We start from the raw sequence: 25,488 nt of genomic DNA, 5'->3' as shown, positions 1-25,488 counted from the left end.
AATCAAGCGTCAACCCGCAGGAACCTGCATGAAACTCGACAAACCCGCCGCCATCGCCCGGCGCAACCAAGCGCTGGCCAATCCGGTACTCAGCAGCGCCAACACCCTGTTCGCCATCCTCGACCGCAAGCGCAACCTGTGGTGGTTCGATGTGCCGGTGGCCTTGCTGCGCAAAGGCCAGCCAGACTGGGTCAACCTGCTGCTGCACACCCCGGAAACCGACGAACTGCAGCACCTCAAGGTGCCCACCAACTTCCTCAAGGCTCACCAGGAGCAGATGGAAGTGCGCAACCCCGGCAAGCGCCGTTCGACCATCAGCCTGGCCCTGAGCGCCGACCGCGATTCGCTGCTGCGCGACACCCGCCCTGGTGGCGAGCAGCTCGACTTCAAACCCTTCGTGCAGGCCTGATTTCAGGCCCGTTCGATGCGATCGTCATGGATGACGATCCGGCCCTGCTTGAACAACGCACCAATGGCCTTCTTGAAGTTGCCCTTGCTGACATTGAACATGCGGCTGATCACTTCCGGGTCGCTCTTGTCGCACACCGGCAACACACCGCCTTCGGCCTCCAGGCGCGCCATGATCTGCTCATGCAGGCCTTCGGCCAGCGCCTGGCCGACCGGCTGCAGGCTCAACGCAATCTTGCCGTCGTGGCGCACTTCCTTGATGTAACCCTTCTCGTGCATGCCCGAACGCAGGAACTTGAACACTTCGTTCTTGTGGATCAGGCCCCAGTGGCGGTTGTTGATGATCGCCTTGAAGCCCATGGGCGTCTGCCCGGCCACCAGCAGTTCCACCGGCTGGCCAATCGGGTAGTCGGCCGGGGTGCGGTCCAGGTAGCGGTCCAGGCGTGAAGTGGCGGTGATGCGCCGGGTGCGCTTGTCGAGGTAGACGTGCACCACGCAGTAGTCGCCGACCTTCAGCGGACGCGCCTCTTCCGAGTACGGCATCAGCAAGTCCTTGGACAGGCCCCAGTCGAGGAAAATGCCAGCACCGTTGATGTCCTTGACCTTGAGGCTGGCGAACTCGCCCACCTGCACCTTGGGCTTTTCGGTGGTGGCGATGAGCTGGTCTTCGCTGTCCAGGTAGATGAACACGTTCAGCCAGTCGTCGACCTCGGTTTCGGCGTCCTTCGGGATGTAGCGCCCAGGCAGCAGGATTTCGCCGTCGGCGCCGCCGTCCAGGTACAGGCCGAATTCCACGTGTTTCACGATTTGCAAACTGTTGTAACGCCCAAGCAGAGCCATTTCCGATGTTCCTCAAGACAAGGCGGCTATTCTACACCTGAAGCCCACGCGATGCCCCACCGCTGATTCGGCGGAACCGTCGTGTGGTCCTTGCGTCTACCGAGTGGCCAGCCACTGCAAGGATCAGCACATGCCTCTACGCCTGTCCAAAGCCCTGCTCATCATCCTAGGCTTCGCCCTGGCACTGGCGGCCTGCACTCGCATCGACCTGGCCTACCGCAACCTTGACCGGTTGGTGCCCTGGTCGTTGGGCGACTACCTGGCCATGAACCGCGAGCAGAAGGCATTGCTCGACGAACGGCTGAAAAAACACCTCGCTTGGCATTGCCAGACGCAACTGCCGGGCTATCTGGACTGGCTCGACCGGGTGCGCGACATGGTGGCCGAGGACCAGGTCACCGACCAGGCCCTGCAGCAGCGTACCGCCGAAGCCCGCCAGGCGATCGGCCGCGTCGCCGAACAGATCACCCCTTCGGCCACCGAGCTGCTGCGCGGGATGAGCGATGCGCAGGTCACGAAAATGCGCGAAGCGTTCCGTGAAGACATCAGCGAGCGCCAGAAGCTGTACGCCGATACGCCCCTGCCCAAGCAGATTGCCCGCCGCGCCGAGCGCATGGAAAAACGCCTCACCCCCTGGTTCGGCGAGCTCACTGCCGCCCAGCGCCTGCGGGTGCTGGCCTGGTCGCAGGCACTGGGTGACCAGAACCGCGAGTCGATCGCCAACCGCGCGCATTGGCAGCAGCAGTTGCTGCTGGCGATGAACCAGCGCACCGACCAAAGCTTCGAGCCGCGCCTGGCGCAACTGCTGCAACGCAAGGAAAGCCTATGGACGCCGGAGTACCGCATCGCCTTTCAGAACAGCGAGCAACAGTCACGCAGCCTGCTGGTCGACCTGCTGCACCAGAGCACGCCGGCGCAGCGTCAGTTCCTGCAGGAGCAGTTGGCCAAAGTGCGTACCGACTTCAGTGAGCTCAAGTGCATGAAGGGTTGATCAGGCCCGGCCCTATCGCAGTACCTCTTAGGAGCCGGCTTGCCGGCGATAGGGCCAGCCCAGCCAAACAAAAATCATCGCCCTTTGCGCCGATACGGAAACACATCGATCACCTTCCCGTCCCGGATCGCCGCCTGCAGCCCTTTCCAGTAATCGGCGTCATACAGCTCCCCATGCAAGCGGCTGAACAACCGCCGCTGGCCGATATCAGCGAACAGGAACGGCGGGAATTCCTCGGGAAACACATCGTGCGGCCCGATGGAGTACCACGGCTCACCCGACATCTCGTCCTCTGGATAGCGCGGCGGCGGAATGTGGCGGAAATTAACCTCGGTCAGGTAGCTGATCTCGTCATAGTCGTAGAACACCACGCGGCCATGCCGGGTAACGCCAAAGTTCTTCAGCAGCATGTCGCCGGGAAAGATGTTCGCCGCCGCCAGTTGCTTGATCGCCAGCCCGTAATCCTCGAGCGCTTCAAGTACCTGGGCCTCGCTGGCCTGTTCCAGGTAAAGGTTGAGCGGCACCATGCGCCGCTCCGTCCAGCAGTGGCGGATCAGCACCGTATCGCCTTCCAGGGCCACGGTGGACGGCGCTACTTCCAGCAGTTCGGCCAGGCAATCGGGCTCGAACTTGCCACGCGGAAAACGAAAATCGGCGAACTCCTGGGTATCGGCCATGCGCCCCACACGGTCGACGCTCTTCACCAGGCGGTACTTGTCGATCACCGTGGCGCGGTCGACAGTCTTGGACGGTGAGAAGCGGTCCTTGATGATCTTGAACACGGTGTTGAAGCCCGGCAGGGTGAACACGCTCATGACCATCCCGCGCACCCCGGGAGCCATGACGAAACGGTCGTCGCTGTTGGCCAGGTGATTGATCAGCGCCCGATAGAACTCCGACTTGCCATGTTTGTAGAAGCCGATCGACGTATACAGTTCGGCAACGTGCTTGCCCGGCAGGATGCGCTTGAGAAAGTTGACGAACTCTGCCGGCACCGGCACATCGACCATGAAATACGAGCGGGTGAAGGAGAAGATGATCGACACCTCAGCCTCGTCGGTGATCAGCGCATCGGCCTCGATGCCATGGCCCTCACGGTGCAGCAGCGGAATCACCAGCGGCCATTGCTCGTCGGCGTTGTACAGCCGGCCGACCAAGTAGGCCCCCTTGTTGCGGTACAGCACCGGCACGAACAGCTCCACGGCCAGCGCCCGGTCCTTGCATACCCAGTCCGGCAGGCATTCGCGCAACTGCTCTTCGAGGCGTGACAGGTCGCCTTCCAGGTCACCGTAGGCGAACGCGTGGTCGGCGAAGATCGCCCGCAGCAGGCCATTGAGGTTGGCTTCAAGCCGGTAGGTGCGGGTCTGCGCAGCCCGCTCATGGCCACGCATCGAGGGCCGTGTGGTGTGGATGAACATGCAGCCATCGCTGATTTGGTCGTGGCTGAACAGGCTGCAGAACAGCGAGTTGTACCAGGTTTCCGCCAGCTCATCGTCCAGGCGCGGGTCGATCAACCGGATGTAGGCGCTTTTGACCAGCGGCCATTGCTCGACCTGCAGCAGCACCTCGTCATCGAAGCCATCACGCAGCCAGCCATTGACCTCCCGCACCTTGCGCTCATAAAGGTTGATCCGCGCAGCGGCTGCCCGCTGGCTCTCCTGCCAGCGAGCCTGCTCGAAGCGCTCGCGGGCGCCGAGGGTGATGCGGCGAAAGTGCTCGCGGTAGTCGTCGAAGCCGTCGAGGATCATCCGGGCGATTTCGCCGGCAGGCCAGTGCTCGGTCATGCGAGACACCTCGCTGAGGGGGTGAGATAGACAGCTTAGTCGCCCCTGGCGTTTTGCGAGGCCTGGAGGCCTCATCGCCGGCAAGCCGGCTCCCGCAGGGAGATCACACCCTTGAGGCTTGCGTTGTACCCGTGGGGAACAGATTCACACCGCAAGAAAGCACAAGAACCCACCTCCCCCCCTCGCGTACACTCGCGCCCTGCCTTGTACCTGGAGACCGCTGTGAGCCCCATCGCCCTGACCCGCCTGCTGACCCTTGCCGCTGTCTGGGGGGCGAGCTTCCTGTTCATGCGCATCATCGCCCCCGAACTGGGCACCGTGCCGACCGCCTTCTTCCGCGTATCCATCGCCTGCCTGGGCCTGATCGCCATGCTCGCCGCCGCCCGCGTGCGCTGGAACTTCGAAGGCAAACTCGGCGCCTGCCTGGTACTGGGCATGATCAACTCAGGGATCCCGGCCACCTTCTATTCGGTGGCAGCGCAGGTGCTGCCGGCGGGCTACTCGGCGATCTTCAATGCCACCACACCGCTGATGGGCGTGTTGATCGGCGCGTTGTTCTTCCGTGAGGCGATGACACCGGCAAAACTGTGCGGCATCTTCCTTGGCCTGTTCGGCGTCGGCATCCTCAGCGGCGCCGGCCCGGTGGCCGTGGATATGGCGTTGCTGCAAGGCGCCCTGGCCTGCCTGGCGGCGACCACCTGCTACGGCTTTGCCGGGTTCCTCGCCCGGCGCTGGATCAGTGGCCTGGACAGCCGCCTCTCGGCCTTGGGCAGCATGCTCGGCGCCACGCTGATGATGACCCCGTTGTTCGCCTGGAGCGCACTGACCCAGCCACCTGCCAGCTGGGGCGGCTGGCAGGTGTGGATGTCACTGCTGGGCCTGGGGCTGTTGTGCACCGCTTTCGCCTACATCCTGTACTTCCGCCTGCTGGCCGAGATCGGGCCGGTCAAGGCCAGCACCGTGACGTTCCTGATTCCGGTGTTCGGCGTGCTGTGGGGCGCATGGCTACTGGATGAGCCGCTGTCGATGGGGCACCTGTATGGCGGGTTGCTGATTGCTGCGGCGCTATGGCTGGTGCTCAAGCCTGCGCGGCGTAGTGCCTGATCGATCGTAGGGGCTGCTGTGCAGCCCAATCGCTGGCAAGCCAGCTCCCACAAAAGACATTGCTGTCCTTGCTTCCACAAAAGATCAGTGCTGCCACTGCTTCCACAAAAGATCAGCGCTGCCCTTGCTTCCACAAAAGACCAGCGCTGCCCTTGCTTCCACAAAAGACCAGCGCTGCCCTTGCTTCCACAAAAGACCAGCGCTGCCCTTGCTTCCACAAAAGACCAGCGCTGCCCTTGCTTCCACAAAAGACCAGCGCTGCCCTTGCTTCCACAAAAGACCAGCGCTGCCCTTGCTTCCACAAAAGACCAGCGCTGCCCTTGCTTCCACAAAAGACCAGCGCTGCCCTTGCTTCCACAAAAGACCAGCGCTGCCCTTGCTTCCACAAAAGACCAGCGCTGCCCTTGCTTCCACAAAAGACCAGCGCTGCCCTTGCTTCCACAAAAGACCAGCGCTGCCCTTGCTTCCACAAAAGACCAGCGCTGCCCTTGCTTCCACAAAAGACCAGCGCTGCCCTTGCTTCCACAAAAGACCAGCGCTGCCCTTGCTTCCACAAAAGACCAGCGCTGCCCTTGCTTCCACAAAAGACCAGCGCTGCCCTTGTGGGAGCCGGCTTGCCGGCGATGAATCCAGCACTGTTTCACCTGCGAAACCACGCCACTTTTCACGTTACCCAAAATGCCCAGCAACCACGCACGAGCATCGCCTCATGCTCAGTTGCTGGGCATTTTCGTGCCATATAGAAAACCTTGTTTCATATATAAAACAACAACAAAACTCACAAAACTCTGCAACTTGTTAATAAATAAGTAATTTCTAAATATTTGAGGGAAATTTTACAGCTGGCATTGTTCATGCACTAAACGGCGTATCACCTATAAAACAGACCAGAGAACGCTCCCATGGCTGTGAAAGAGATGTACGCAATCGCTCCGCAGTGGCACGAGCCGCAACGCAACAGCGACCAGGCGCCGACGGAAATCGAATTCCGCAACGTCGGCAAGGCCTTCCCCGCCAAAGGTCAGCCGGATGCGCCATTCGCCATTCGCAACGTCAACTTCCAGATCCGTCGCGGCGAAGTGGTGTCCATCATCGGCCCATCCGGTTGCGGCAAGAGCACCATCCTCAACATGGGCTCCGGCCTGTACCGCCCCACCGAAGGCGAGGTGCTGGTCAGCGGTGAAGCCGTCAACGGCCCGGTGCCCAAGGTCGCCTTCATGCTGCAGAAAGACCTGCTCATGCCGTGGCGCAGCATCCGCCGCAACGTCGAACTGGGCCTGGAGATCCAGGGCATGCCCGCCGCCCAGCGCAAGGTCATCGCCGAGGATCTGCTCAAGCGCTGCCACCTGCAAGGCTTTGCCGACCACTACCCGTTCCAGCTGTCCGGTGGCATGCGCCAGCGCGCCGCGCTGGCCCGCACCCTGGCCATCGACCCGCAGGTGCTGTTTCTCGACGAGCCGTTCTCGGCCCTGGATGCACAGACCAAGATGATCCTGCAGCAGGATTTGGCACAGATGCTGTTCGAGGAAAAGAAGACCGCGCTGTTCATCACCCACGACCTGGTCGAGGCCATTGCGCTGTCCGACCGCCTGCTGGTGATGAGTGCACGCCCCGGCACGATCATCGAGGAAATCGAGATCGACCTGCCCTACCGCAACAACCCATTGGAGCGCCGCAAGCTGCCGGAAATCGGCCCGCTGGCCGGCCGCCTGATGGATCTGCTGAAGGTCGGCGAAGACCTCGACCTGCACTGACCGACGCCCCCCACATCACCCGGGAGTTAGCATGTTCACCACACACCTCAAGCGCGTGGCATACAGCGCCTTGGCCGCCCTCGCCCTGGGCCTGGCCACCCAGGCCCAGGCCGAGCCGACCAAGGTCACCTACCTGCTGCCTGCCCCGCCCAGCCTGCCGGCGTTCGCGCCGTGGATCATCGCCAAGGAAAAGGGCTACTACCAGGCGCAGGGCCTGGACCTTACCTTCATCGCCGCCAAGGGCGGGGTCGATGTGGCCAAGCAGATCGGCGCCGGCAACGCCCTGGTCGGCGGAGCCATCGGCGACACGCCGATCATCGTTCGCCCCAACGGCATCCCGGTGCGCGCGGTGGCTGTGCTCGGAGGCGGCGGCGTGACCATGATCGCCACCAACGCCGGCGAAAACATCCAGTCGATCCAGCAGCTCAAGGGCAAGACCCTGACCGTGATGTCCTACTCCGACACCACCTACTACGCCCTGCTCGCCTCGCTGCGCAAGGCGGGCCTGAGCAAGGACGACGTGGATATCCAGGCCGCCGGCCCGTCGGGCGTGTGGCAACTGTTCTCGGCCAGCAAGGCCCAGGCCATGGCCGGGGTGCCGGACTGGGTGGTCAATGCCGAGGACGCCGGGCTCAAGTACGCGCTGATCCCGCGTGAGCAGGTGTTCGAAAGCATGGCCCAGGCGATCCTCGCCTCCGACGACGCCATCGAACATCACCCGCAGATCGTCCGCGGTGTGGTCCAGGCCACCCTGCACGGGTTGCAGGACATCATCGACGACCCCAAGGCCGCCGCCGCCACCTTCGCCCGCGCCGTCCCCGCCTATGCCGGCAAGGAAGCCTCACTGGAGAAAACCCTGCGCCTGTACGTGGAGTACGTCTACGCCGGCCAGCCGGTGCTCGGGCGCATCGACCCAGCGCGCCTGGACACCGTGCGCAAGTTCTACGTCAGCGAAGGCATCGTCACCCGCGAGCCCAAGCTCGACGAGCTCTACAGCAACCAGTTCATCGAAACCAACACTGCGGCCAAGTGAAGCCGTGGCCATAACAAGGTAATCGCCCGATGAGAAACCTCAACCCGTCCGTGGCCGGCAGCGTCGCCCTGCTGGTCCTGTTCCTGGTGCTCTGGCAATGGGGCCCGGGGCTGGTCGGCATGCCCGAGTTCGTCATGCCGCAACTGAGCCGCGTTGCCCAGGAAAGCCTGGTCATGTGGCAGTCCGGTGGCCTGTTCGAACACACCCTGATCACCGCCTTCGAGATCATCGTCGGCTTCGCCCTCGGTGCCCTGCTGGGCGTGGCCATCGGTGTGTCGCTGGGCCTCTCGCCCTCCGCCGAAGCCATGCTCTCGCCCTACATCCTGGCCCTGCAGATCGCGCCCAAGGTGGCTTTCGCACCGCTGTTCGTGATGTGGCTCGGCTACACCATCTACCCCAAGATCCTCATCGCCATCCTCATCGTGTTCTTCCCGGTGATGATCAACGTGCTCTCGGCCATACGCACCGTCGACCCGGACATGATCAACCTGGTGCGCACCATGAACGCCAGCCGCTGGCAGATCTTCCGCCTGGTGGAGTTCCCCTCGGCCATGGCCGCGCTGTTCTCCGGCCTGCGCATCGCCTCGACCCTGGCGGTGATCGGGGTGACCGTCGGCGAGCTGGTCGGTGGCAACCAGGGCTTGGGGTTCCTGCTGGTGGATGCCGAAGGCCAGGGCAACACCGCCGGGGTGTTCGTCGCCATCGTCATGCTCACCCTGATCGGCGTGCTCGCCTATGGCGCCGTGGTCTGGGCCGAGAAGCGCGTCCTGCACTACCTCCCCAAAGCCATGCTGAGTAGCCAATGATGAGCAGCTTCAACAACCTTCTCGAAGGCCGCCGCGTGCTGGTCACCGGTGGCGCCCGCGGCCTGGGCTATGCCTTCGCCCAGGCCATCGCCCAGGCCGGTGCCCGGGTGGTGATCGCCGATGTGCTGGCCGGCCGCGTGCAACAGGCCGCCTGCGAGCTGAGCGGCATGGGCCTGGATGTCAGCGGCGTCAGCCTGGACCTGGCCAGCCCCGAATCCATCGAGGCCTGCATCGAACGCACGGTCAAGCGCCTGGGCGGCCTCGACGGGCTGGTCAACAACGCCTCGATCACCAACTCCGGCGGCAAGAGCTGCGAAGAGCTGGATATCGAAACCTGGGACCAGGTCATGCAGGTCAACGTGCGCGGCACCTGGCTGATGACCCGCGCCGCCCTGCCGGCACTGCGTGAGAGCGGCCGTGGCGCGGTGATCAACCTGGCCTCCGACACCCCGTTGTGGGGCGCGCCCAACCTGCTGGCCTATGTCGCCAGCAAAGGCGCGGTGATCGCCATGACCCGCAGCCTGGCCCGCGAGCTGGGCAATGCCAACATCACCGTCAACGCCATCGCCCCCGGCCTGGTACTGGTCGAGGCCACCGCCTACGTGCCCGAGGCCCGCCACCGCCTGTACACCGAACAACGGGCCATCCAGCGCCCGCAACTGCCCGATGACGTCAGTGGGGCGGTGCTGTTCGCCCTGTCCGACCTGTCGCGCTTCATCACTGGACAAACCCTGCCGGTCAACGGCGGGTTCGTCATGCCCTGAGCAAAGGAGACCTTCATGACCGACCTCTCTGTGCAAAACGAAGCCCCGAAATCCTGGGACCGCCCGGCCGACGCCGACCTCGCCAGCTGGATGCAGACCCGCATCGCCCGCTATGAAACCCGCCGCTACGACTGGGACGCGCTGAAGTTCCAGGCCGACTACGACCCCAAGTTCCGCCGCGCGCAGATGCGTTACGTGGGCACCGGCGGCACGGGCGTGGGCAGCGACATGAACACCATCCCGTCCGAGCACTTCACCTTCTCCACCATGGTCATCCCGGCCGGCCACGAGGGCCCGCCCCACCTGCACACCGACGTCGAGGAAGTGTTCTTCGTGTTGCGCGGCAAGCTCAAGGTGATCATCGAGAAGGATGGCGAGCGCTTCGAGACCGTCCTTACCGACCGTGACCTGATCTCGGTGCCGCCGGGGGTGTACCGCGAAGAGATCAACATCGGCGATGAAGACGCGCTGATGTGCGTGATGCTCGGCGCCAAGAAGCCGGTGACCCCGACCTACCCGCCAGCGCACCCGCTGGCCTCGATCAAGCGCGGGTAAGCCGATGCAGCCGATCACCCCGCTGCACGGCCAGCTCGACCAGCGCTTTGGCGAGCGCCTGCTGCGCCTGGGCCAAGGCCAGCAAGCCGTGCGCGAAGCCGGTAGCGGCGCCGCCATCGTGCTGCTGCACGGCATCGGCTCGGGCGCGGCCAGCTGGTTGCAGGTGGCTTTGGGCCTGAGCGAGCGGGCGCGGGTGATCGCCTGGGACGCCCCAGGGTACGGCCGGTCCACGCCATTGCCGGTGGCTGCGCCAGACGCTTGCGATTACGCAGAGCGCCTGCTGCACATGCTCGACGCCCTGGCGATCGAGCGCTGCGTGCTGGTTGGGCATTCGCTCGGCGCGCTGACCGCCGCCGCGTTCGCCCAGGCCCACCCGCATCGCGTCAGCCGCCTGGTACTGCTCAGCCCGGCGCGTGGCTATGGCGCGCAACCCGAACAAGGCCAGGCGGTGCGCAGCAAGCGCCTGCACAGCCTGGCGCAGATGGGCATCGCGCAGATGGCTCGCGAACGCAGTGCCCATCTGCTGTCCGCCAGCGCCAGCAGCCAAGCGCTGGCCTGGGTGCAGTGGAACATGGCGCGGCTGCTGCCACACGGCTACCGCCAGGCCATCGAGCTGCTGTGCGGTGACGACCTGTTGCGCCATGCACCGCAAGCGGTGCCTTGCGAGGTGCACTGCGGCAGTGCCGACGCTATCACTCGCCCAGACGACTGCCAGGCCCTGGCCGCCGCACTCGGGGCACCTTTCAAGCTGATACCCGGCGCCGGCCATGCCTGCGCCATCGAACAACCTGACACGGTAACGGGCCTGCTGGCCCGCGCCCTGGACGCCTCTGAAACAGGTAGCGTGCTATGAACGATATGGATCCGTTGAAGGAAAACCAGGACAAGTACATTGTCCCCGGCCTGGAACGCGGCCTGCTGCTGCTGTGCGAATTCAGCCGGCAGAACCGCACCCTGACCGCCCCCGAACTGGCGCGGCGCCTGTCGCTGCCACGCTCGACCATCTTCCGCCTGCTGACCACCCTGGAAACCATGGGCTTCGTCACCCGCAGCGGCAACGAGTACCGCCTGGGCATGTCGGTACTGCGCCTGGGTTTCGAATACCTGGCCTCGCTGGAACTGACCGAGCTTGGCCAACCGTTGCTGGCCCGACTGTGCGATCACCTCAACTACCCCAGCAACCTGGTGGTGCGCGACGGCCGCTCGATCGTCTACGTGGCCAAGGTCTCGCCACCCTCGGTGTTCTCCAGCGCCGTCACCGTCGGCACCCGCCTGCCGGCCCACGCCACGGTACTGGGGCGCATCCTGCTGGCTGACCTGAGCCTGGGCGAATTGCGCGAGCTCTACCCCGAGGAACATCTGGAACAGTTTTCGCCGTGCACGCCGAAGACCGTGCTGGAGCTGTTCGACCTGGTCCAGGCCGATCGCCTGCGCGGCTATGTCAGCGGCGAAGGCTTCTTCGAGTCGACCATCTCCACGGTCGCAGCCCCCGTGCGCGATGCCAGCGGCCAGGTGGTCGCGGCGCTCGGCCTGACCATCCCGACCGTGCAGATCGGCCATGTCAATTTCGACAACCTGCTGGGGCAGGTCCGCACCAGCGCCGATGAGCTGTCGCGGCTGCTCAACTACACGCCCAACGCAGGCCACGGCCGCGTCACTGCGTTGATGAGGGACTAACATGAACCCTTACCAACTGCAAGACAGCACCGTGATCGTCACCGGCGGTTCGTCCGGTATCGGCTACGCCTGCGTCGAACTGCTGCTCGAAGCCGGTGCCCGGGTGGCCTTCTGCGGGCGCAACGAAGAACGCCTGCGCAGCGCCGAAGCGCGGCTGCGCGAACACTTCCCCGAGGCACGCCTGCTGGCCCAGGTCTGCGACGTGCTCGACGCCTCCTCCGTGCAGGCCTTCGCCGCCGCCAGCCTGGAAGCGCTCGGCCCGGCCCAGGTGCTGGTCAACAACGCCGGCCAAGGCCGTGTGTCGACCTTCGCCGACACCACCGACCAGGCCTGGAGCGATGAACTGCAGCTCAAGTTCTTCTCGGTCATCCACCCGGTACGCGCCTTCATGGCGCAACTGCAGGGGCAAGCGAACGCCTCGATCGTCTGCGTCAACTCGCTGCTGGCCAGCCAGCCCGAGCCCCACATGGTCGCCACCTCGGCCGCTCGCGCCGGGCTGAAGAACCTGGTGCGCTCGATGGCCTTCGAATTCGCCGAACACGGCATCCGGGTCAACGGCATCCTCATCGGCCTGGTCGAATCCGGGCAATGGCGGCGCCGCTTCGAAGCCCGCGAAGCGCGCGAGCTGGACTGGTCGCAATGGACCGCGCAACTGGCGCAACGCAAACAAATCCCCTTGGGCCGCCTTGGCCTGCCGAAGGAAGCGGCGCAGGCGATCCTGTTCCTGGCTTCGCCCCTGTCGGCCTACACCACTGGCAGTCATATCGATGTATCCGGAGGCCTGTCCCGCCATGCGTAACGAAAACACTGTCACCGTCGGTGCCGTCATCACCGCGTTCCTCGAGCAATGCGACGTCAAGGCGGCGTTCGGGGTGATCTCGATCCACAACATGCCGATCCTCGATGCCTTCGCCGTGCGCGGCAACATCCGCTTCGTCATGGCCCGCGGCGAAGCCGGGGCGACCAACATGGCCGACGCCTATGCCCGCAGCAGCGGTGGCCTGGGCGTTTGCCTGACCTCCACCGGCACTGCAGCCGGCAATGCTGCCGGGGCCATGGTCGAGGCACTGACCGCCGGCACCCCGCTGCTGCACCTCACCGGGCAGATCGAAACCCCCTATCTGGACCAGGAGCTGGCCTACATCCACGAAGCACGCGACCAGCTGACCATGCTCAAGGCAGTGTCCAAGGCGGCCTTCCGCGTGCGCAGCGTGGAGACCGCGCTGAGCACCCTGAAGCTCGCCGTGCAGACCGCCCTGACCGCCCCCACCGGCCCGGTCAGCGTGGAGATCCCGATCGATATCCAGTCGGCCTTCATCCCCATGCCGACCGACCTGTCGCCGCTGCCGATTCCGGTCGCCGCGCCGGCCGCCGAAGCACTCGACCTGGTCGCCGAGCGCCTGGCCAGCGCCACCCGCCCGCTGCTGTGGCTGGGCGGTGGCGCCCGGCATGCCGGCGCGCAGGTCAAGCGTCTGCTCGACATGGGCGTCGGCGTGATCACCTCGACCCAGGGCCGCGGCGTGGTCAACGAAGACGACGCCCGCTGCCTGGGCGCCTTCTCGCAGAACAAGCTGGTCGAAGGCTTCATGCAGACCTGCGATGCCCTGGTGGTGGCCGGCTCGCGCCTGCGCAGCAACGAGACATTCAAGTACGCCCTGAAGCTGCCGCGCACCACCTTGCGCATCGACGTCAACCCGGCCATCGAAGGCCGCAGCTACCCCAGCGACCTGTTCATCTGCGGCGATGCCGCGCTGGCCCTGGAAGGCCTGGCCGACCGCCTGCAGGGCCGCCTGAATATCGACCCGAACTTCCTGCCTGAGCTCAAGGCCGTGCGTGAACAGGCACGCAAGCAACTGGTTGCCGACCTGGGCCCGTACTCAGCGCTGGTCGAGCAGTTGCAGGCGCAGACCGGGCGCAACTTCACCTGGGTGCGCGACGTGACCTTGTCCAACAGCATCTGGGGCAACCGCCTGCTCAACCTGTACCACCCGCTGTCGGGCGTGCACGCCCTCGGTGGCGGTATCGGCCAAGGCCTGGCAATGGGCATCGGCGCAGCGGTGGCAGCGGCGGAAACCGCCCCCGGGCGCAAGGTGTTCGCCCTGGCCGGCGACGGTGGCTTCATCCTCAACCTGGGTGAGCTGGCGACCCTGGTGCAGGAGAACGCCAACGTGGTCATCCTGCTGATGAACGACCAGCGCTACGGTGTGATCCGCAACATCCAGGACGCCATCTACGGCGCCCGTCATGCCTATGTCGAACTGCACACCCCGGACTACGCCAAGCTCGCCGAGTCGCTCGGCCTGCGCCATGGCCTGGTCAGCGACCTCAACAATTTCGGCAACGTGCTCGAAGGCGCCCTGGGCGAGCAAGGCCCGTTCCTGCTGGAAGTCGACATGCTCAGCGTCGGCGGCTTCGCCACCCAGTTCGCCGGCCCGCCCAACAGCGAAACCAAGGCGCAGAAGGCCACGGCCTGAGGACATCGCCATGTTGCATATCACCATGATCGGCTGCGGCGCCATTGGCGTCAGCGTGCTCGAACTGCTGGAGAACGACCCGCAACTGTGCGTCGATGCGGTGATCGCCTCGGCCGGCTCCGAAGACCTGGTGCGCCAGCGCCTGGCCAGCTTCCGCCAGCCGCCAAGGGTACTCACCGCCCTGCCCGCCGATGCACACCCCGACCTGCTGGTCGAGTGCGCCGGCCACATGGCCATCGAAGAGCACGTGCTGCCGGCGCTGGAACGCGGTATCGCGTGCCTGATCGTCTCGGTGGGCGCGCTCTCCGAGCCGGGCCTGGTCGAGCGCCTGGAGGCGGCTGCGGCACGTGGCAACACGCGCATCGAGTTGCTGCCTGGCGCCATTGGCGGCATCGATGCGCTGTCGGCGGCCAAGGTCGGCGGCCTGGATGCGGTCACCTACATCGGCCGCAAGCCGGCGCGGGCCTGGAAGAACACCCCAGCCGAGCAGGTCTGCAACCTGGACACGCTGGGCGAGGCGATGGTGATCTTCGACGGCAGCGCCCGCGAGGCAGCGCGGCTGTACCCGAAGAACGCCAACGTCGCCGCCACGCTGTCGCTGGCGGGGTTGGGCCTGGACCGCACCCGCGTGACCCTGATCGCCGACCCGCTGAGCGAGGAGAACGTGCACCAGGTCGAAGCCCGCGGCGCCTTCGGCCGCTTCGAGATGAGCCTGCGCGGCAAGCCGCTGGCGGCCAACCCGAAGACTTCGGCACTGACTGTCTACAGCGTGGTGCGCGCCCTCGGCAACCACGCCCATGCCATTTCCATCTAGGGGACTGCCAATGACTCTGGAACAGACCTTACCCATCTGCATCGCCGGCACCTGGCGCCTGGGCGGCGGCGAACGCTACGCCACCTGCTACCCGGCCTCCGGCGAGCCAGTGGCCTGGCTAAACGCCGCCAGCCTGGACGATGTCGAGGCCGCCGTGCAGGGCGCGCACCAGGCCTTCCTGCACAGCGGCTGGGCCCAGCGCAAACCGCACGAACGCGCCGCCGTGCTGTATCGCATTGCCGGACTGATCCGCGAACGCGCCGAGGAACTGGCGCAACTGCAGCGCCAGGACAACGGCAAACCGATCAACGAAACCCGTGCCCTGGTCGCCAGCGCGGCCGGCACCTTCCAGTTCTTCGCCGCTGCCTGCGAGACGCTGGAAGAAACCATCACCCCGTCGCGCGGCGATTTCGTCAGCATGAGCGTGTACGAGCCGATGGGCGTGGTCGCGGCCATCACCCCGTGGAACTCGCCGATCGCCAGCGAAGCGCAGAAGGTTGCCCCGGCCCTGGCCGGCGGCAATGCGGTGGTGATCAAGCCGGCGGAAATCACGCCTTTGCTGGCCCTGCAACTGGCGCGCATCTGCGAAGAAGCCGGGTTGCCCAAGGGCCTGGTCAGCGTGCTGCCGGGCAAGGGCTCGCTGCTCGGTGATGCCCTGACCCGCCACCCGCTGGTCAAGCGCGTGTCGTTCACCGGTGGCACCCGCACCGGCAAGCACATCGCCCATATTGCCGCCGACAAGATGATGCCGGTGTCGCTGGAGCTGGGCGGCAAGTCGCCGACCATCGTCCTCGACGACGCCGACCTCGATCACGCGGTCGCCGGCGTGCTCTACGGCATCTTCAGCTCCTCCGGCGAGGCCTGCATCGCCGGCTCCCGGTTGTTCGTCGCGCGCGCCCTGTACGAGCCGTTCATGGCGCGCCTGACAGCCGCCGCCGCGCAACTGCGCCTGGGCGACCCGGCCGACGAGCGCACGCAGATGGGCCCGCTGATCAGCGCCGCCCACCGCGAATCGGTGGAGCGCTACGTGGCCCTGGGCCTGGCCGAAGGTGGCCGCCTGCGTCTGGGCGGCGAGCGCCCGAGTGGCGCGGGCTATTTCTATCCGCCCACCATCCTCGAAGGCCTGGCCAACCACCAGCAGGTGTGCCAGGAAGAAATCTTCGGCCCGGTACTGGTGGCAATGCCGTTCGACAGCGAAGAAGAACTGCTGGCCCAGGCCAACGACAGCCTCTACGCCCTCGCCGCCGGCATCTGGAGCCGCGACTACAAACGCGCCTGGGCCCTGGGCCGCAGGCTGCAAGCCGGCACGGTATGGATCAACACCTACAAGCAGTTTTCCATCTCGACGCCGTTCGGCGGCTGGCGTGACAGCGGCCTGGGCCGCGAAAAAGGCCGCCTGGGCATCCTGCAGTACATGGAACAGAAGAGCCTCTACTGGGGCATGAACCAACAACCGCTGGCCTGGGCCGGCGTGGAGGCAGGGCAATGAGCGTACTGGGCATCGATGAAGTCACCTACGGCGTAGAAGACCTCGCCACCTGCGCGCGCTTCTTCGCCGACTGGGGCCTGAACAAGGTCAGCGAGCAGCCAGACGAAGTGATCTTCGAAACCCTCAACGGCTGCCGTGTGGTGCTGGCGGCCATCGACAAACCCGGCCTGCCGCCAGCGATCGAGCCCGGCTCGACCGTGCGCGAAGTGGTGTGGGGCGTCGAAAGCCAGGCCGACCTTGCACTGTACAGCCAGCGCATCGCCAACGACCCTGGTTTCGTCGAAGGCAACGGCCGCATCGGCTGCACCGACCCCAACGGCCTGGCGATCCGCCTGCAGGTCACCCGCAAGCGCGCCCTGGACCTTGAGTGCAGCGGCCACAACACCTGGCAGACCAAGGGCCGCATCAACAAGCCAGCCCCCGTCTACGAACGCGCCACGCCCATCGAAGTGGGCCATGTGGTGTTCTTCGTGAAAGACGTCAATGCCTGCGAAGCGTTCTACCACGAACGTTTCGGCTTCCAGGCCTCGGACCGCTACCCCAACCGCGGCGCCTTCCTGCGCACCGCCGAGGAGGGTGGCCACCACGACCTGTTCATGCTGCAACTGCCAGCCCCGCGCGCCGGCCTCAACCACGTGGCGTTCACCGTGCGCGATCTGCACGAGGTGTTCGGCGGCGGCATGCACATCTCACGCTGCGGCTGGGCCACCGAGATCGGCCCTGGCCGTCACCCGGTGTCGTCGGCGTTCTTCTGGTACTTCAAGAACCCCGCCGGCGCGCTGGTCGAGTACTACGCCGACGAAGACCAACTGACCGGCGAATGGCAGCCGCGCGAGTTCGAACCCGGCCCGACGGTGTTCGCCGAATGGGCGATCGCCGGCGGCATCGATGGCAACACCCGGCGCCAGCAGCACGCCGAAGCGCCGCAAGGCAAATTCCTCACTGACAAGCCCAAACAAGATTGAGGTCGATCCCATGAGCACAACCGAGGTTTACCTGCAGCCCCACCAGGCACGCAAACGCCCCAGCACGCCGTTCGAGGACCTGCTCGGCGACTCGATCGAACGCGCCTACGGCAATGGCGTGAGCGAGCTTGGCGAATTGCTCGCCCACCTCAACCTGGCCGGCCCACCCTGCCCGCTCACCCGCGGAGAATGGACCGAAGAAGCCTTTGAAACCCTGATGGCACGGCTGGGCGAATGACCCTCCGGAGGTAAAACAAGATGAACATGCACATCACCGTCGACCCTGTTGAACAACACCTGGCCAATGGCCTGAAAGACCTCTGGTTCCCGGTCTTGCCGTCGGAGCTGCTGAGCGAAAAACCCGTCTCGATTCGCCGCCTGGGCTACAAGATCGCCCTGTGGCGCGACAACGATGGCAGCGTCCACGCCCTCGAAGACCACTGCCCGCACCGTGGTGCCCCGCTGTCCCAGGGGCCGGTGCTGGGCGACCGCCTGCAATGCCCTTACCACGGCGTCGAAGTGCGCTGCGACGGCACCGTTACCAAGGTGCCGGGCAGCCCGGGCTGCAAGCTCGAAGGCAGCCGCCCGACGCGAATGTTCCATACCCGCGAGGCCGCCGGCGCGATCTTCCTGTTCAACGCCACCGACCCGCACCTGGACACACCGCCCGAGCTGGTGCTGCCCGAGCAGCTGACCTCGCCCGAGTGGAGCAGCTTCCTCTGCTACACCGAGTGGAAAGGTGATTACCGCTACGTGCTCGACAACGTCATGGACCCGATGCACGGCACCTACCTGCACAAGATGTCGCACTCCATGAGCGAGGGCGAAGCCACCGCCAAGTTCGTCACCCGCGACACCGAACAAGGCTTCTTCTTCGAGAAGGAAGGCCAGCGCGGGGTCAACTTCGACTGGACCGAATTCCTCGATAACGGCTGCCACTGGCTGCGTTTGGAAATCCCCTACCCGAAGACCGGTGGCCCAGGCGGCAACTTCACCATCATCGGCAGCTACACCCCGAGCAGCCGCGCGCTGTCGGCGGTTTTCCACTGGCGCGCACGGCCGTTGACCGGCTGGCAGCGCGACACCTGGCGCTTCCTTTACAAGAACCGCCTGGAGGCGCGCCACTGGGCGGTGCTGGAGCAGGACCGGGTGCTGCTGGAATTCATGGAGTTCGACGCCAACCAGCGCGAAAACCTGTACCAGCACGACCTGGGCGTGGTGCGCCTGCGCCGTTACCTCAAAAGCAAGGCCAAGGAACAACTGGCCCTGATCGAAACCCGGCAACTGGCCTGAACTTGAGGTGACCGATGTCCAACTCCTCCACCATCAGCGCGTTGGTGCATACCCTGCGCCATGAAGCCGAAGGCATCATCAGCGTCGAGCTGCGCCCTTGGGGCGATACCGTGTTCGCGCCGTTCGAGGCCGGCTCGCACATCGACCTGCACCTGCCCAACGGCCTGGTGCGCAGCTACTCGCTGCTGAACGCGCCGAGCGACCAGGGCCGCTATGTGGTCGGCATCCTGCGTGACCGCGCCAGCCGCGGGGGCTCGCGCTATGTTCACGAGCAACTGCGGGTGGGTACGCAGTTGCAGATCTCCCCGCCGCGCAACAACTTCGCCCTCGACACCCGCGCCAGCCACAGCGTGCTGGTGGCCGGCGGCATCGGCATCACGCCGATCTACTGCATGTTCCGCCAGTTGCTGGCCATGGGGCGTTCGGCCGAGTTGATCTACTGCGCCCGCTCGCGCGCCGAAGCCGCGCTGCTGGAGGAGATCAGCGGGCTTGGTGCCAAGGTGATCTCTCACTTCAACGACGAAAAGGGCGGCCTGCCGGACCTGGCCGGCTACCTGCAGGGTCGCCCTGCCGATACGCACTTCTACTGCTGCGGGCCGACGCCGATGCTGGATGCCTTCGAGCAGGCCTGCGAACGGCTGGGCTACCCGCATGCGCATATCGAGCGCTTCACCGCCGTGCAGGTGGAGCCGTCTGCAGATGCACAAGCCAGCTACAGCGTCGAGTTGAGCAAGTCCGGCAAGACCGTGACCGTCGAGCCTGGGCTGAACCTGCTGGATGTACTGCTCGAAGCGGGCTGTGACATCGAGCACAGCTGCCGCGAGGGAGTGTGCGGCTCTTGCGAGACGCGGGTGCTGGACGGCGACGTGGACCACCGCGATGGCGTGCTGACCAAGGCCGAACGAGCGGCGAACCGATCGATGATGGTGTGTGTGTCCGGGTGCAAGAGCCGGCGGTTGGTGCTTGATCTTTGATGTGAATGCGTTGCTCACGCGTAACCTTGACCGGCCCCTTGGGGTCGGTTTTTTTTGGCCTGCTCAGTGGGCCTCATCGCCGGCAAGCCGGCTCCCACAGGTACACCACAGGCCTGGAACCCTGTAGGAGCCGGCTTGCCGGCGATGAGGCCCTCACTGATACAAACAAAGGCACACTTGCACAACAAGTGGGCATAACGGTAACCCAACTTTCGGCCCGTTCCAGATACGGCACAAACTGCTTTGTTTCAAATATAAATAATTGTTTTTACTCACTATTTTATTAATCGAAGTGCTTGGCACAGAACCTGCTCTATTCCCTGCGTAAAACAACATATCACCCATAAAACAATAAACCCGCAACTCAGGGCGACGCTCCCCCTTTGCCTGCGGAAAACCACCCAACCTTGCAGGGCACGGCATGAACAGATATGTGATAAGCCTCGGTCTCATTCTCGGCAGTTGCACAAGCTTCGCCTCCGAACCCGGCCCCGCGGCCCCGGACCAGCCACCCACCGCGAAAAAGCCCTTCCCGCACATTGCCTGGCGCAGTGACGACGGCCAGAGCAGCCTAGACATCGGGGGCGCGCTGCGCGTCAACTACCGCGACGAACACTGGGACACCACCGAAAACAACGGCCGCTTCCTTTTCGACACCTTCCGACTCGACGTGCAGGCCAGCCATCGCCAGTTGTTCAGCGATGTCGGCTACTGGTTCCAGGACGATGGCAAGCGTTCCATCGACCGCGGCTACATCGGCTACCGCTTCAGCCCGCAAGCCAACCTGCAATTCGGCGCGCCGTTCAAGCCATTCGGCCTGGAGCCCTACCCACAGTTCGGCTGGAGCTACCACATTCCGTTCTTCATGGGTTATGGCGTCAGCGCCGGCACCGGGCTGAAATACAGCTACAAGGATGCCCAATGGGATTTGCAGCTCGGTTACTTCCCGCGCATGTTGCCCTCGAGCTTGCGCTACTCGCCGGAGGTCGGCCGCTATGCCGACCTCGACGACAATGCCGTGCCCTTCACGCAATCGCGCCAGGACAACGAAAAGCGCAACCAGCTCAACGCCCGCGTGGCCCGTACCTTCAGCGGCGATGGCTGGAAGACCGAGCTCGGCGCTTCCCTGGCAGCCGCCGAGCTGTACAACGCCACCACCCATGATGACGGCGACTACTGGGCGGGCGGCGTGCACGCACTGTTCAACCAGGGGCCCTGGACCGTGACAGGGCAGGCGATCCGCTATGAGTACGACCCGAAGAACCCGGCCGGCGTCAGCGACGATGCGGTGCTGATGGGCGGCAATGGCCTGACCCCGGCGTACCTGATTGCCTCGAAGGCGACCATCGGTGCGCTCAACGTCGGCTATGACGTGTTCACGCCGAAACTGGGGCAGTTGAAGAAGATCAAGCTGTACACCGACTACAGCCGGATGATGAAGGACAAGCATGGCTGGGACGACTCGCAGATGTTCACCGTCGGCGCGCAGTTTCTGGCCATGCCGATCATGGCCTGGGTCGACCTGACCTGGGCACGAAATGCCAACCCGTTTGGTGGAGCGGAGAATGGTACGGGGTGGACCAGCACCAGCTCGGTGGGTAGCAATGACTGGTATTACCGGACCAATATCAACATCGGTTACTACTTCTGAAATCTTGATGCTGTGTGTACTGGCCTCATCGCCGGCAAGCCGGCTCCTACAGGCGGTCAGTGCTGTCCTTGTGGGAGCCGGCTTGCCGGCGATGAGGCCAGTACAGACAACACAGCCAAAGCGCATTACGATAGGCAGCCCTCCTGACCCGTAACGCCCCATGCCCCCTGAGCAAACCTCAGCCTACAAGATCGTGCTCTGGCGCCTGGAGCAGGATGCCCAAGGCTACCCACCCGCTTCGGTCGAAGGCCTCTGGGCGAAACGCACCGACGCTGGCTACCAGGTCGACAGCATCCCCTTCTATGCCTATGGCATCGCTCCCGGCGACACCATCAGCATCCGCGAGGATGGCGAGCAGTCGTGGTTTGCAGCCCTGCAGCACAGTGGCGGCGCGTCGGTGCTCCGTATCCTGGTCAAGGCCGCTGGCGACCTGGAACAGGTGCGTGCAGCGCTCGAGGACTTCGGCTGCCCCAGCCAGGTCGAGAAGGCCGTGAGGATGCTGGCCGTCGAAGTGCCGCCTACGCATACACTCGACACCCTCCTCTACTACCTGCTGACCCAACGTGAAGCCGGCACCCTCGACTTCGAGGAAGGCGTGCTGCGCCACACCATCCCCGAAGAATTCCGCTAGCGCGCCCTACGCTTCGGCCAGCCGCGACGCCGGCTTGCGGAACACGAACAGCAGGCCGACCACGATCAGGCCCATGCCCAGCAGGCTGAGTGGCGCCAGGCGGTTACCGAAGATCAGCAAATCCATCACCGCAGTCACCGCCGGCACCAGGTAGAACAGGCTGGTGACGTTGACCAGGTTGCCTTTGGCGATCAGCCGGTACAGCAACAGGGTCGCCAGCAGCGAAACCACCAGGCCCATCCACAGCAGCGCGCCGATGAAGCTGGCGTTCCACTCCACATGCAGCGGTTGCAGCGGCGCGAACACCGCGCACATGGCAAAGCCTGCGAGATACTGAAGCGGCAGCGTGCCCATGGGGTTGTCGGTGATGCGTTTCTGCAGGATCGAACCGAAGGTCATACTGGCCAGTGCCAGCAAGGCGAACAGCATGCCAAGCAGGGACACGCCGCCCAGGTTGATGCCTTGGTAGACCACCATCACCAGCCCACCCAGCCCCAGGCCAAGGCCGAACAGCCGGCTCCACGAGCGCTGCCGCTCCATCAGCACCACGGTGAGGATGGGTTGCACGCCCATCACCGTGGCCATGACGCCGGGGGTGACATGGGTATCGAGCGCCAGCAGGTAGAAGATCTGGTAGGCACCGAGCAGCACGCAGCCGGTACCCAGGGCGCGCAGGATCGCCCCCCGGCTACGCGGCCAGCGCAGGCCCAGCAAGGGGCCGATCAGCAACAGCCCGGTGAGTGCCAGCGCCGAGCGCAACAGCAGGAAGGCGAAGGGGCTGGCGTGGGCCAGGCCGAGCTTGGAGACGATTGCGCCGCTGCCCCACAGCAGGACGAACAGGCTGGTGGTGGCCGCCGAGGCCACGGATGCTTTGGAAAAGACAGACATGTATGCACCTGTATTCGGGCAAATGAGCCGAACGGTGGGCGTGTGCTTCAGTAAGGGAAGTAGCCGACCGTGTTCAGTAGGTTGCGTGTGCGAAGGGATGCGGCCAGAAGCCGATCAGCCCAGCACGACCACGCAGAGAGGCGGAGCTACGCCGCCTACGACGCCACTGACAGGTGGTGGGTAATGACTGACCATGGCCGGCTGCTGGCTGCCACGCACGACAATGCCCGCGACTGGCGCGATGGCAAAGCTTGTGGTGGAAGGGATGGCTGGCATGAACAGGGTCTTCGAGGAAGTGAATGCACCGGACTATAGCGGTGTATCGGGTGGTGGGCAATAGCTGCACCTTGGGTTGCCTGACCGGGCCCTATCGCCGGCAAGCCGGCTCCTACAGGTCATGTAGGAGCCGGCTTGCCGGCGATAGGGCGCAACAGACAATCAGAACAACCAGCGATACAGCAGGTAAGCGACCACCACCGCCAGTACCGGCCGCAGAATGCGATAGGCCTTGGGGTTGGCGCGCTTGAACTGCTTCACCCGGGTGCTGATCTTGTTGCTGAAGCGCTTGCTCCAGGCATACGCCTGGTTGATCCCGCCCACGCGCTCATCATCGGTGTTCTGCGGCGCGGTGGCGCGGCCGAGGAAGGCGCTGACCTTGCGGTTGATGCGGGTCATCAACGGGCTGCTCAGTGGGCGCTCGATGTCGCAGAACAGAATCACCCGCGTCACGTCGGTTTCGTTCTTGACCCAGTGCACGTAGGTTTCGTCGAACATCACATCTTCGCCATCGCGCCAGGCATAGACCTGGCCGTCGACGTAGATGCGGCAGTCGTCGGAGTTCGGCGTCGACAGGCCCAGGTGATAGCGCAGGGAGCCGGCGAACGGGTCGCGGTGCGGGTTGAGGTGACTGCCGCCGGGCAACAAGGCGAACATCGCCCCCTTGACGTTGGGGATGCTACTGACCAGTTCGACGGTCTTCGGGCACAGCGCCTCGGCGGACGGCAGCGGTTTGTCGTACCACTTCAGGTAGAAGCGCTTCCAGCCTTTCTTGAAGAACGAACCGAAACCGGCGTCGTTGTCCTTCTCGGCGGCGCGGATGTAGCCCTCGTCGAACAGGCGCATGGCCTCTTCGCGGATGACCTGCCAGTTGTCCTTGAGCACATCCAGTTCCGGGAAACGCTGGCGGTCCAGGTAGGGCTTGGACGGCACGCCAGAGAACAGGTACATCAGGGTGTTATAGGGCGCGAACAGCGCCGAATGGTTGACGAACTGGCGCAACACCGGCAGGCGTGCCTTGCCGCGCAGGTGCACGAACAGCACACTGGCGAAGAACACCAGCAGGACACCCGCCTTGGCGAGGAAGGATAAGGTCATGCAACACTCCTTGGAATGGAAACAGGCCAGCGCTGCCTGCTGCCAAAAAAATCATCCGGCCATCATAAACCCATCCCGCCCAGGTAAAAACAACCTGGGCAGGATCTCAGTCATGAAGATTTTGCAATAAACCAGGCCGCCGAGTATTGCGCCGGATCAGCGGCCGGGCGGATTACTGCTGGTTTTCCTGCTCGCTGAACATGTCGCTGAACAGCATGCTCGACAGGTAACGCTCGCCGGAATCAGGCAGGATTACGACGATGGTCTTACCCTGCATCTCTGGTTTCTCCGCCAGGCGCACTGCGGCCGCCATGGCCGCACCACAGGAAATACCACAGAGGATGCCCTCCTCCTGCATCAGGCGAATGGCCATGGCCTTGGATTCTTCGTCGGTCACGGTTTCGACCTGATCGACGATCGACAGGTCGAGGTTCTTCGGCACGAAGCCCGCACCAATGCCCTGGATCTTGTGCGGGCTGGGCTTGAGCTCCTCGCCGGCCAGGGTCTGGGTGATCAGCGGCGAAGCAACCGGTTCGACCGCCACCGACAGGATCGACTTGCCCTGGGTGTGCTTGATGTAGCGCGACACACCGGTGATGGTGCCGCCGGTACCCACACCCGCCACCAGCACATCGACCGCACCGTCGGTGTCGTTCCAGATTTCCGGCCCGGTGGTCTTCTCGTGGATGGCCGGGTTGGCCGGGTTGTCGAACTGCCCCGGGAGGAAGTACTGGGCAGGGTCGGAGGCGACGATCTCGTTGGCTTTCTCGATAGCGCCCTTCATGCCCTTGGCAGGTTCGGTCAGCACCAGCTCGGCGCCCAGGGCCTTGAGCACCTTGCGCCGTTCCAGGCTCATCGAGGCCGGCATGGTCAGGATCAGCTTGTAACCGCGGGCAGCGGCGACAAAGGCCAGGCCGATGCCGGTGTTGCCCGAGGTCGGCTCGACGATGGTCATGCCCGGCTTGAGCTTGCCGCTGCTCTCGGCGTCCCAGACCATGTTCGCGCCGATCCGGCACTTCACCGAGTAACCCGGGTTGCGCCCCTCGATCTTGGCCAGGATGGTCACACCACGCGGGGCGAGACGGTTGATCTGCACCAGCGGCGTATTGCCGATGGAATGGGCGTTGTCTGCGTAGATACGGCTCATGGCAGGATCCTTGACATGAATGAGCAGGGAAAGACTTAAAGGGTAAGCCTGCCCCCGAAGCCAGTAAAGCCT

The 25,488-nt window shown here is 64.6% G+C and carries 27 protein-coding genes; 20 read left to right on the top strand and 7 right to left on the bottom strand.

Annotated elements, in window-relative coordinates:
* Nucleotides 1-28: 28 nt before the first annotated feature.
* Nucleotides 29-409, top strand: coding sequence for a hypothetical protein (locus KU43P_RS07065; RefSeq protein WP_317661816.1), 381 nt, complete (start codon nucleotides 29-31; stop codon nucleotides 407-409).
* Between the two features lie 2 nt (nucleotides 410-411).
* Here the strand turns inward: KU43P_RS07065 and KU43P_RS07060 are convergent, their stop codons facing one another.
* Entirely contained in the window at nucleotides 412-1,248 is an 837-nt protein-coding gene (locus tag KU43P_RS07060) for a S1 RNA-binding domain-containing protein (RefSeq protein ID WP_317661814.1), read from the bottom strand.
* Between the two features lie 130 nt (nucleotides 1,249-1,378).
* On the opposite strand from KU43P_RS07060, the gene KU43P_RS07055 reads away from it, so the two are divergent.
* Nucleotides 1,379-2,239 carry a DUF6279 family lipoprotein gene (locus KU43P_RS07055; RefSeq protein ID WP_317661812.1) on the top strand — a complete coding sequence of 287 codons (861 nt, stop codon included), beginning with the start codon at nucleotides 1,379-1,381 and terminating at the stop codon, nucleotides 2,237-2,239.
* A gap of 74 nt (nucleotides 2,240-2,313) precedes the next feature.
* Here KU43P_RS07055 and aceK read toward each other — a convergent pair whose 3' ends face one another.
* Nucleotides 2,314-4,023 carry a bifunctional isocitrate dehydrogenase kinase/phosphatase gene (gene aceK / locus KU43P_RS07050; protein WP_317661810.1) on the bottom strand — a complete coding sequence of 570 codons (1,710 nt, stop codon included), beginning with the start codon at nucleotides 4,021-4,023 and terminating at the stop codon, nucleotides 2,314-2,316.
* A 222-nt stretch (nucleotides 4,024-4,245) separates the two neighbouring features.
* Here aceK and KU43P_RS07045 point away from each other — a divergent pair, with 222 nt between their 5' ends.
* On the top strand, nucleotides 4,246-5,127 hold the full coding sequence (locus KU43P_RS07045) for a DMT family transporter (protein WP_317661808.1): 882 nt from the start codon (nucleotides 4,246-4,248) through the stop codon (nucleotides 5,125-5,127).
* 84 nt (nucleotides 5,128-5,211) lie between these two features.
* Here the strand turns inward: KU43P_RS07045 and KU43P_RS07040 are convergent, their stop codons facing one another.
* A complete protein-coding gene (locus KU43P_RS07040) occupies nucleotides 5,212-5,763 on the bottom strand; it encodes a hypothetical protein (RefSeq protein ID WP_317661807.1) in 552 nt (183 codons plus the stop codon).
* Between the two features lie 281 nt (nucleotides 5,764-6,044).
* On the opposite strand from KU43P_RS07040, the gene KU43P_RS07035 reads away from it, so the two are divergent.
* The 17 genes from KU43P_RS07035 to KU43P_RS06955 all read left to right on the top strand — a co-directional run bounded on the left by KU43P_RS07035 (nucleotide 6,045) and on the right by KU43P_RS06955 (nucleotide 22,007).
* Nucleotides 6,045-6,881 carry an ABC transporter ATP-binding protein gene (locus KU43P_RS07035; protein WP_317663757.1) on the top strand — a complete coding sequence of 279 codons (837 nt, stop codon included), beginning with the start codon at nucleotides 6,045-6,047 and terminating at the stop codon, nucleotides 6,879-6,881.
* Nucleotides 6,882-6,912: 31 nt separating this feature from the next.
* The gene (locus KU43P_RS07030; RefSeq protein ID WP_317661806.1) at nucleotides 6,913-7,914 is read left to right on the top strand and encodes an ABC transporter substrate-binding protein; all 1,002 of its coding nucleotides are present in this window, start codon (nucleotides 6,913-6,915) and stop codon (nucleotides 7,912-7,914) included.
* A 29-nt stretch (nucleotides 7,915-7,943) separates the two neighbouring features.
* Entirely contained in the window at nucleotides 7,944-8,720 is a 777-nt protein-coding gene (locus KU43P_RS07025; RefSeq protein ID WP_317661804.1) for an ABC transporter permease, read from the top strand.
* A complete protein-coding gene (locus KU43P_RS07020; protein ID WP_317661803.1) occupies nucleotides 8,717-9,484 on the top strand; it encodes an SDR family oxidoreductase in 768 nt (255 codons plus the stop codon). The genes KU43P_RS07025 and KU43P_RS07020 overlap by 4 nt, the downstream gene beginning before the upstream one ends.
* Before the next feature lie 15 nt (nucleotides 9,485-9,499).
* Nucleotides 9,500-10,039: a cupin domain-containing protein gene (locus tag KU43P_RS07015; RefSeq protein ID WP_317661802.1), complete on the top strand. Its 540-nt coding sequence runs from the start codon at nucleotides 9,500-9,502 to the stop codon at nucleotides 10,037-10,039.
* Nucleotides 10,040-10,043: 4 nt separating this feature from the next.
* A complete protein-coding gene (locus KU43P_RS07010) occupies nucleotides 10,044-10,892 on the top strand; it encodes an alpha/beta fold hydrolase (protein ID WP_317661801.1) in 849 nt (282 codons plus the stop codon).
* A gap of 5 nt (nucleotides 10,893-10,897) precedes the next feature.
* Nucleotides 10,898-11,716: an IclR family transcriptional regulator gene (locus KU43P_RS07005; protein WP_317663755.1), complete on the top strand. Its 819-nt coding sequence runs from the start codon at nucleotides 10,898-10,900 to the stop codon at nucleotides 11,714-11,716.
* Nucleotide 11,717: 1 nt separating this feature from the next.
* Nucleotides 11,718-12,515, top strand: coding sequence for an SDR family oxidoreductase (locus KU43P_RS07000; protein WP_317661799.1), 798 nt, complete (start codon nucleotides 11,718-11,720; stop codon nucleotides 12,513-12,515).
* The gene (locus KU43P_RS06995; RefSeq protein WP_317661798.1) at nucleotides 12,508-14,190 is read left to right on the top strand and encodes a thiamine pyrophosphate-binding protein; all 1,683 of its coding nucleotides are present in this window, start codon (nucleotides 12,508-12,510) and stop codon (nucleotides 14,188-14,190) included. The genes KU43P_RS07000 and KU43P_RS06995 overlap by 8 nt, the downstream gene beginning before the upstream one ends.
* A gap of 10 nt (nucleotides 14,191-14,200) precedes the next feature.
* Nucleotides 14,201-15,004, top strand: coding sequence for an aspartate dehydrogenase (locus KU43P_RS06990; protein WP_317661797.1), 804 nt, complete (start codon nucleotides 14,201-14,203; stop codon nucleotides 15,002-15,004).
* Nucleotides 15,005-15,014: 10 nt separating this feature from the next.
* Nucleotides 15,015-16,493 (top strand): aldehyde dehydrogenase, encoded by a 1,479-nt coding sequence (locus KU43P_RS06985; RefSeq protein WP_317661796.1) that lies wholly within the window; start codon nucleotides 15,015-15,017, stop codon nucleotides 16,491-16,493.
* Entirely contained in the window at nucleotides 16,490-17,458 is a 969-nt protein-coding gene (locus KU43P_RS06980; protein WP_317661795.1) for a VOC family protein, read from the top strand. The genes KU43P_RS06985 and KU43P_RS06980 overlap by 4 nt, the downstream gene beginning before the upstream one ends.
* 10 nt (nucleotides 17,459-17,468) lie before the next feature.
* On the top strand, nucleotides 17,469-17,696 hold the full coding sequence (locus tag KU43P_RS06975; protein WP_317661793.1) for a recombinase-like helix-turn-helix domain-containing protein: 228 nt from the start codon (nucleotides 17,469-17,471) through the stop codon (nucleotides 17,694-17,696).
* A gap of 20 nt (nucleotides 17,697-17,716) precedes the next feature.
* On the top strand, nucleotides 17,717-18,751 hold the full coding sequence (locus KU43P_RS06970) for an aromatic ring-hydroxylating oxygenase subunit alpha (protein ID WP_317661792.1): 1,035 nt from the start codon (nucleotides 17,717-17,719) through the stop codon (nucleotides 18,749-18,751).
* 14 nt (nucleotides 18,752-18,765) lie between these two features.
* Entirely contained in the window at nucleotides 18,766-19,725 is a 960-nt protein-coding gene (locus KU43P_RS06965) for a PDR/VanB family oxidoreductase (RefSeq protein WP_317661790.1), read from the top strand.
* A gap of 421 nt (nucleotides 19,726-20,146) precedes the next feature.
* On the top strand, nucleotides 20,147-21,376 hold the full coding sequence (locus KU43P_RS06960; protein WP_317661789.1) for a hypothetical protein: 1,230 nt from the start codon (nucleotides 20,147-20,149) through the stop codon (nucleotides 21,374-21,376).
* 160 nt (nucleotides 21,377-21,536) lie between these two features.
* Nucleotides 21,537-22,007, top strand: coding sequence for a DUF4265 domain-containing protein (locus tag KU43P_RS06955; protein WP_317661787.1), 471 nt, complete (start codon nucleotides 21,537-21,539; stop codon nucleotides 22,005-22,007).
* Nucleotides 22,008-22,013: 6 nt separating this feature from the next.
* On the opposite strand, the gene KU43P_RS06950 is transcribed toward KU43P_RS06955, so the two are convergent.
* The 4 genes from KU43P_RS06950 to cysK form a co-directional block, all read right to left on the bottom strand.
* A complete protein-coding gene (locus tag KU43P_RS06950) occupies nucleotides 22,014-22,895 on the bottom strand; it encodes a DMT family transporter (RefSeq protein WP_317661786.1) in 882 nt (293 codons plus the stop codon).
* A gap of 114 nt (nucleotides 22,896-23,009) precedes the next feature.
* Nucleotides 23,010-23,171 (bottom strand): hypothetical protein, encoded by a 162-nt coding sequence (locus tag KU43P_RS06945; RefSeq protein WP_317661784.1) that lies wholly within the window; start codon nucleotides 23,169-23,171, stop codon nucleotides 23,010-23,012.
* A gap of 162 nt (nucleotides 23,172-23,333) precedes the next feature.
* Nucleotides 23,334-24,269 (bottom strand): aspartyl/asparaginyl beta-hydroxylase domain-containing protein, encoded by a 936-nt coding sequence (locus KU43P_RS06940; RefSeq protein WP_317661783.1) that lies wholly within the window; start codon nucleotides 24,267-24,269, stop codon nucleotides 23,334-23,336.
* 172 nt (nucleotides 24,270-24,441) lie between these two features.
* Nucleotides 24,442-25,416 (bottom strand): cysteine synthase A, encoded by a 975-nt coding sequence (cysK, locus tag KU43P_RS06935; protein ID WP_317661782.1) that lies wholly within the window; start codon nucleotides 25,414-25,416, stop codon nucleotides 24,442-24,444.
* Nucleotides 25,417-25,488: the final 72 nt, after the last annotated feature.

Source organism: Pseudomonas sp. KU43P (assembly GCF_033095865.1).
GTDB lineage: Bacteria > Pseudomonadota > Gammaproteobacteria > Pseudomonadales > Pseudomonadaceae > Aquipseudomonas.
This window is presented reverse-complemented; position numbering and strand designations above follow the sequence as displayed.

Coding starts and splice junctions, on each gene's coding strand:
- KU43P_RS07000 (WP_317661799.1), top strand. CDS start 11,718: ATGAACCCTTACCAACTGCAAGACAGCACCGTGATCGTCACCGGCGGT.
- KU43P_RS06980 (WP_317661795.1), top strand. CDS start 16,490: ATGAGCGTACTGGGCATCGATGAAGTCACCTACGGCGTAGAAGACCTC.
- KU43P_RS07025 (WP_317661804.1), top strand. CDS start 7,944: ATGAGAAACCTCAACCCGTCCGTGGCCGGCAGCGTCGCCCTGCTGGTC.
- KU43P_RS07005 (WP_317663755.1), top strand. CDS start 10,898: ATGGATCCGTTGAAGGAAAACCAGGACAAGTACATTGTCCCCGGCCTG.
- KU43P_RS06940 (WP_317661783.1), bottom strand. CDS start 24,269: ATGACCTTATCCTTCCTCGCCAAGGCGGGTGTCCTGCTGGTGTTCTTC.
- KU43P_RS07030 (WP_317661806.1), top strand. CDS start 6,913: ATGTTCACCACACACCTCAAGCGCGTGGCATACAGCGCCTTGGCCGCC.
- KU43P_RS06990 (WP_317661797.1), top strand. CDS start 14,201: ATGTTGCATATCACCATGATCGGCTGCGGCGCCATTGGCGTCAGCGTG.
- KU43P_RS06965 (WP_317661790.1), top strand. CDS start 18,766: ATGTCCAACTCCTCCACCATCAGCGCGTTGGTGCATACCCTGCGCCAT.
- KU43P_RS07060 (WP_317661814.1), bottom strand. CDS start 1,248: ATGGCTCTGCTTGGGCGTTACAACAGTTTGCAAATCGTGAAACACGTG.
- cysK (WP_317661782.1), bottom strand. CDS start 25,416: ATGAGCCGTATCTACGCAGACAACGCCCATTCCATCGGCAATACGCCG.
- KU43P_RS07035 (WP_317663757.1), top strand. CDS start 6,045: ATGTACGCAATCGCTCCGCAGTGGCACGAGCCGCAACGCAACAGCGAC.
- KU43P_RS07015 (WP_317661802.1), top strand. CDS start 9,500: ATGACCGACCTCTCTGTGCAAAACGAAGCCCCGAAATCCTGGGACCGC.
- KU43P_RS07020 (WP_317661803.1), top strand. CDS start 8,717: ATGATGAGCAGCTTCAACAACCTTCTCGAAGGCCGCCGCGTGCTGGTC.
- KU43P_RS06950 (WP_317661786.1), bottom strand. CDS start 22,895: ATGTCTGTCTTTTCCAAAGCATCCGTGGCCTCGGCGGCCACCACCAGC.
- KU43P_RS06960 (WP_317661789.1), top strand. CDS start 20,147: ATGAACAGATATGTGATAAGCCTCGGTCTCATTCTCGGCAGTTGCACA.
- KU43P_RS06970 (WP_317661792.1), top strand. CDS start 17,717: ATGAACATGCACATCACCGTCGACCCTGTTGAACAACACCTGGCCAAT.
- aceK (WP_317661810.1), bottom strand. CDS start 4,023: ATGACCGAGCACTGGCCTGCCGGCGAAATCGCCCGGATGATCCTCGAC.
- KU43P_RS06985 (WP_317661796.1), top strand. CDS start 15,015: ATGACTCTGGAACAGACCTTACCCATCTGCATCGCCGGCACCTGGCGC.
- KU43P_RS07065 (WP_317661816.1), top strand. CDS start 29: ATGAAACTCGACAAACCCGCCGCCATCGCCCGGCGCAACCAAGCGCTG.
- KU43P_RS06955 (WP_317661787.1), top strand. CDS start 21,537: ATGCCCCCTGAGCAAACCTCAGCCTACAAGATCGTGCTCTGGCGCCTG.
- KU43P_RS06995 (WP_317661798.1), top strand. CDS start 12,508: ATGCGTAACGAAAACACTGTCACCGTCGGTGCCGTCATCACCGCGTTC.
- KU43P_RS07010 (WP_317661801.1), top strand. CDS start 10,044: ATGCAGCCGATCACCCCGCTGCACGGCCAGCTCGACCAGCGCTTTGGC.
- KU43P_RS06975 (WP_317661793.1), top strand. CDS start 17,469: ATGAGCACAACCGAGGTTTACCTGCAGCCCCACCAGGCACGCAAACGC.
- KU43P_RS06945 (WP_317661784.1), bottom strand. CDS start 23,171: ATGCCAGCCATCCCTTCCACCACAAGCTTTGCCATCGCGCCAGTCGCG.
- KU43P_RS07055 (WP_317661812.1), top strand. CDS start 1,379: ATGCCTCTACGCCTGTCCAAAGCCCTGCTCATCATCCTAGGCTTCGCC.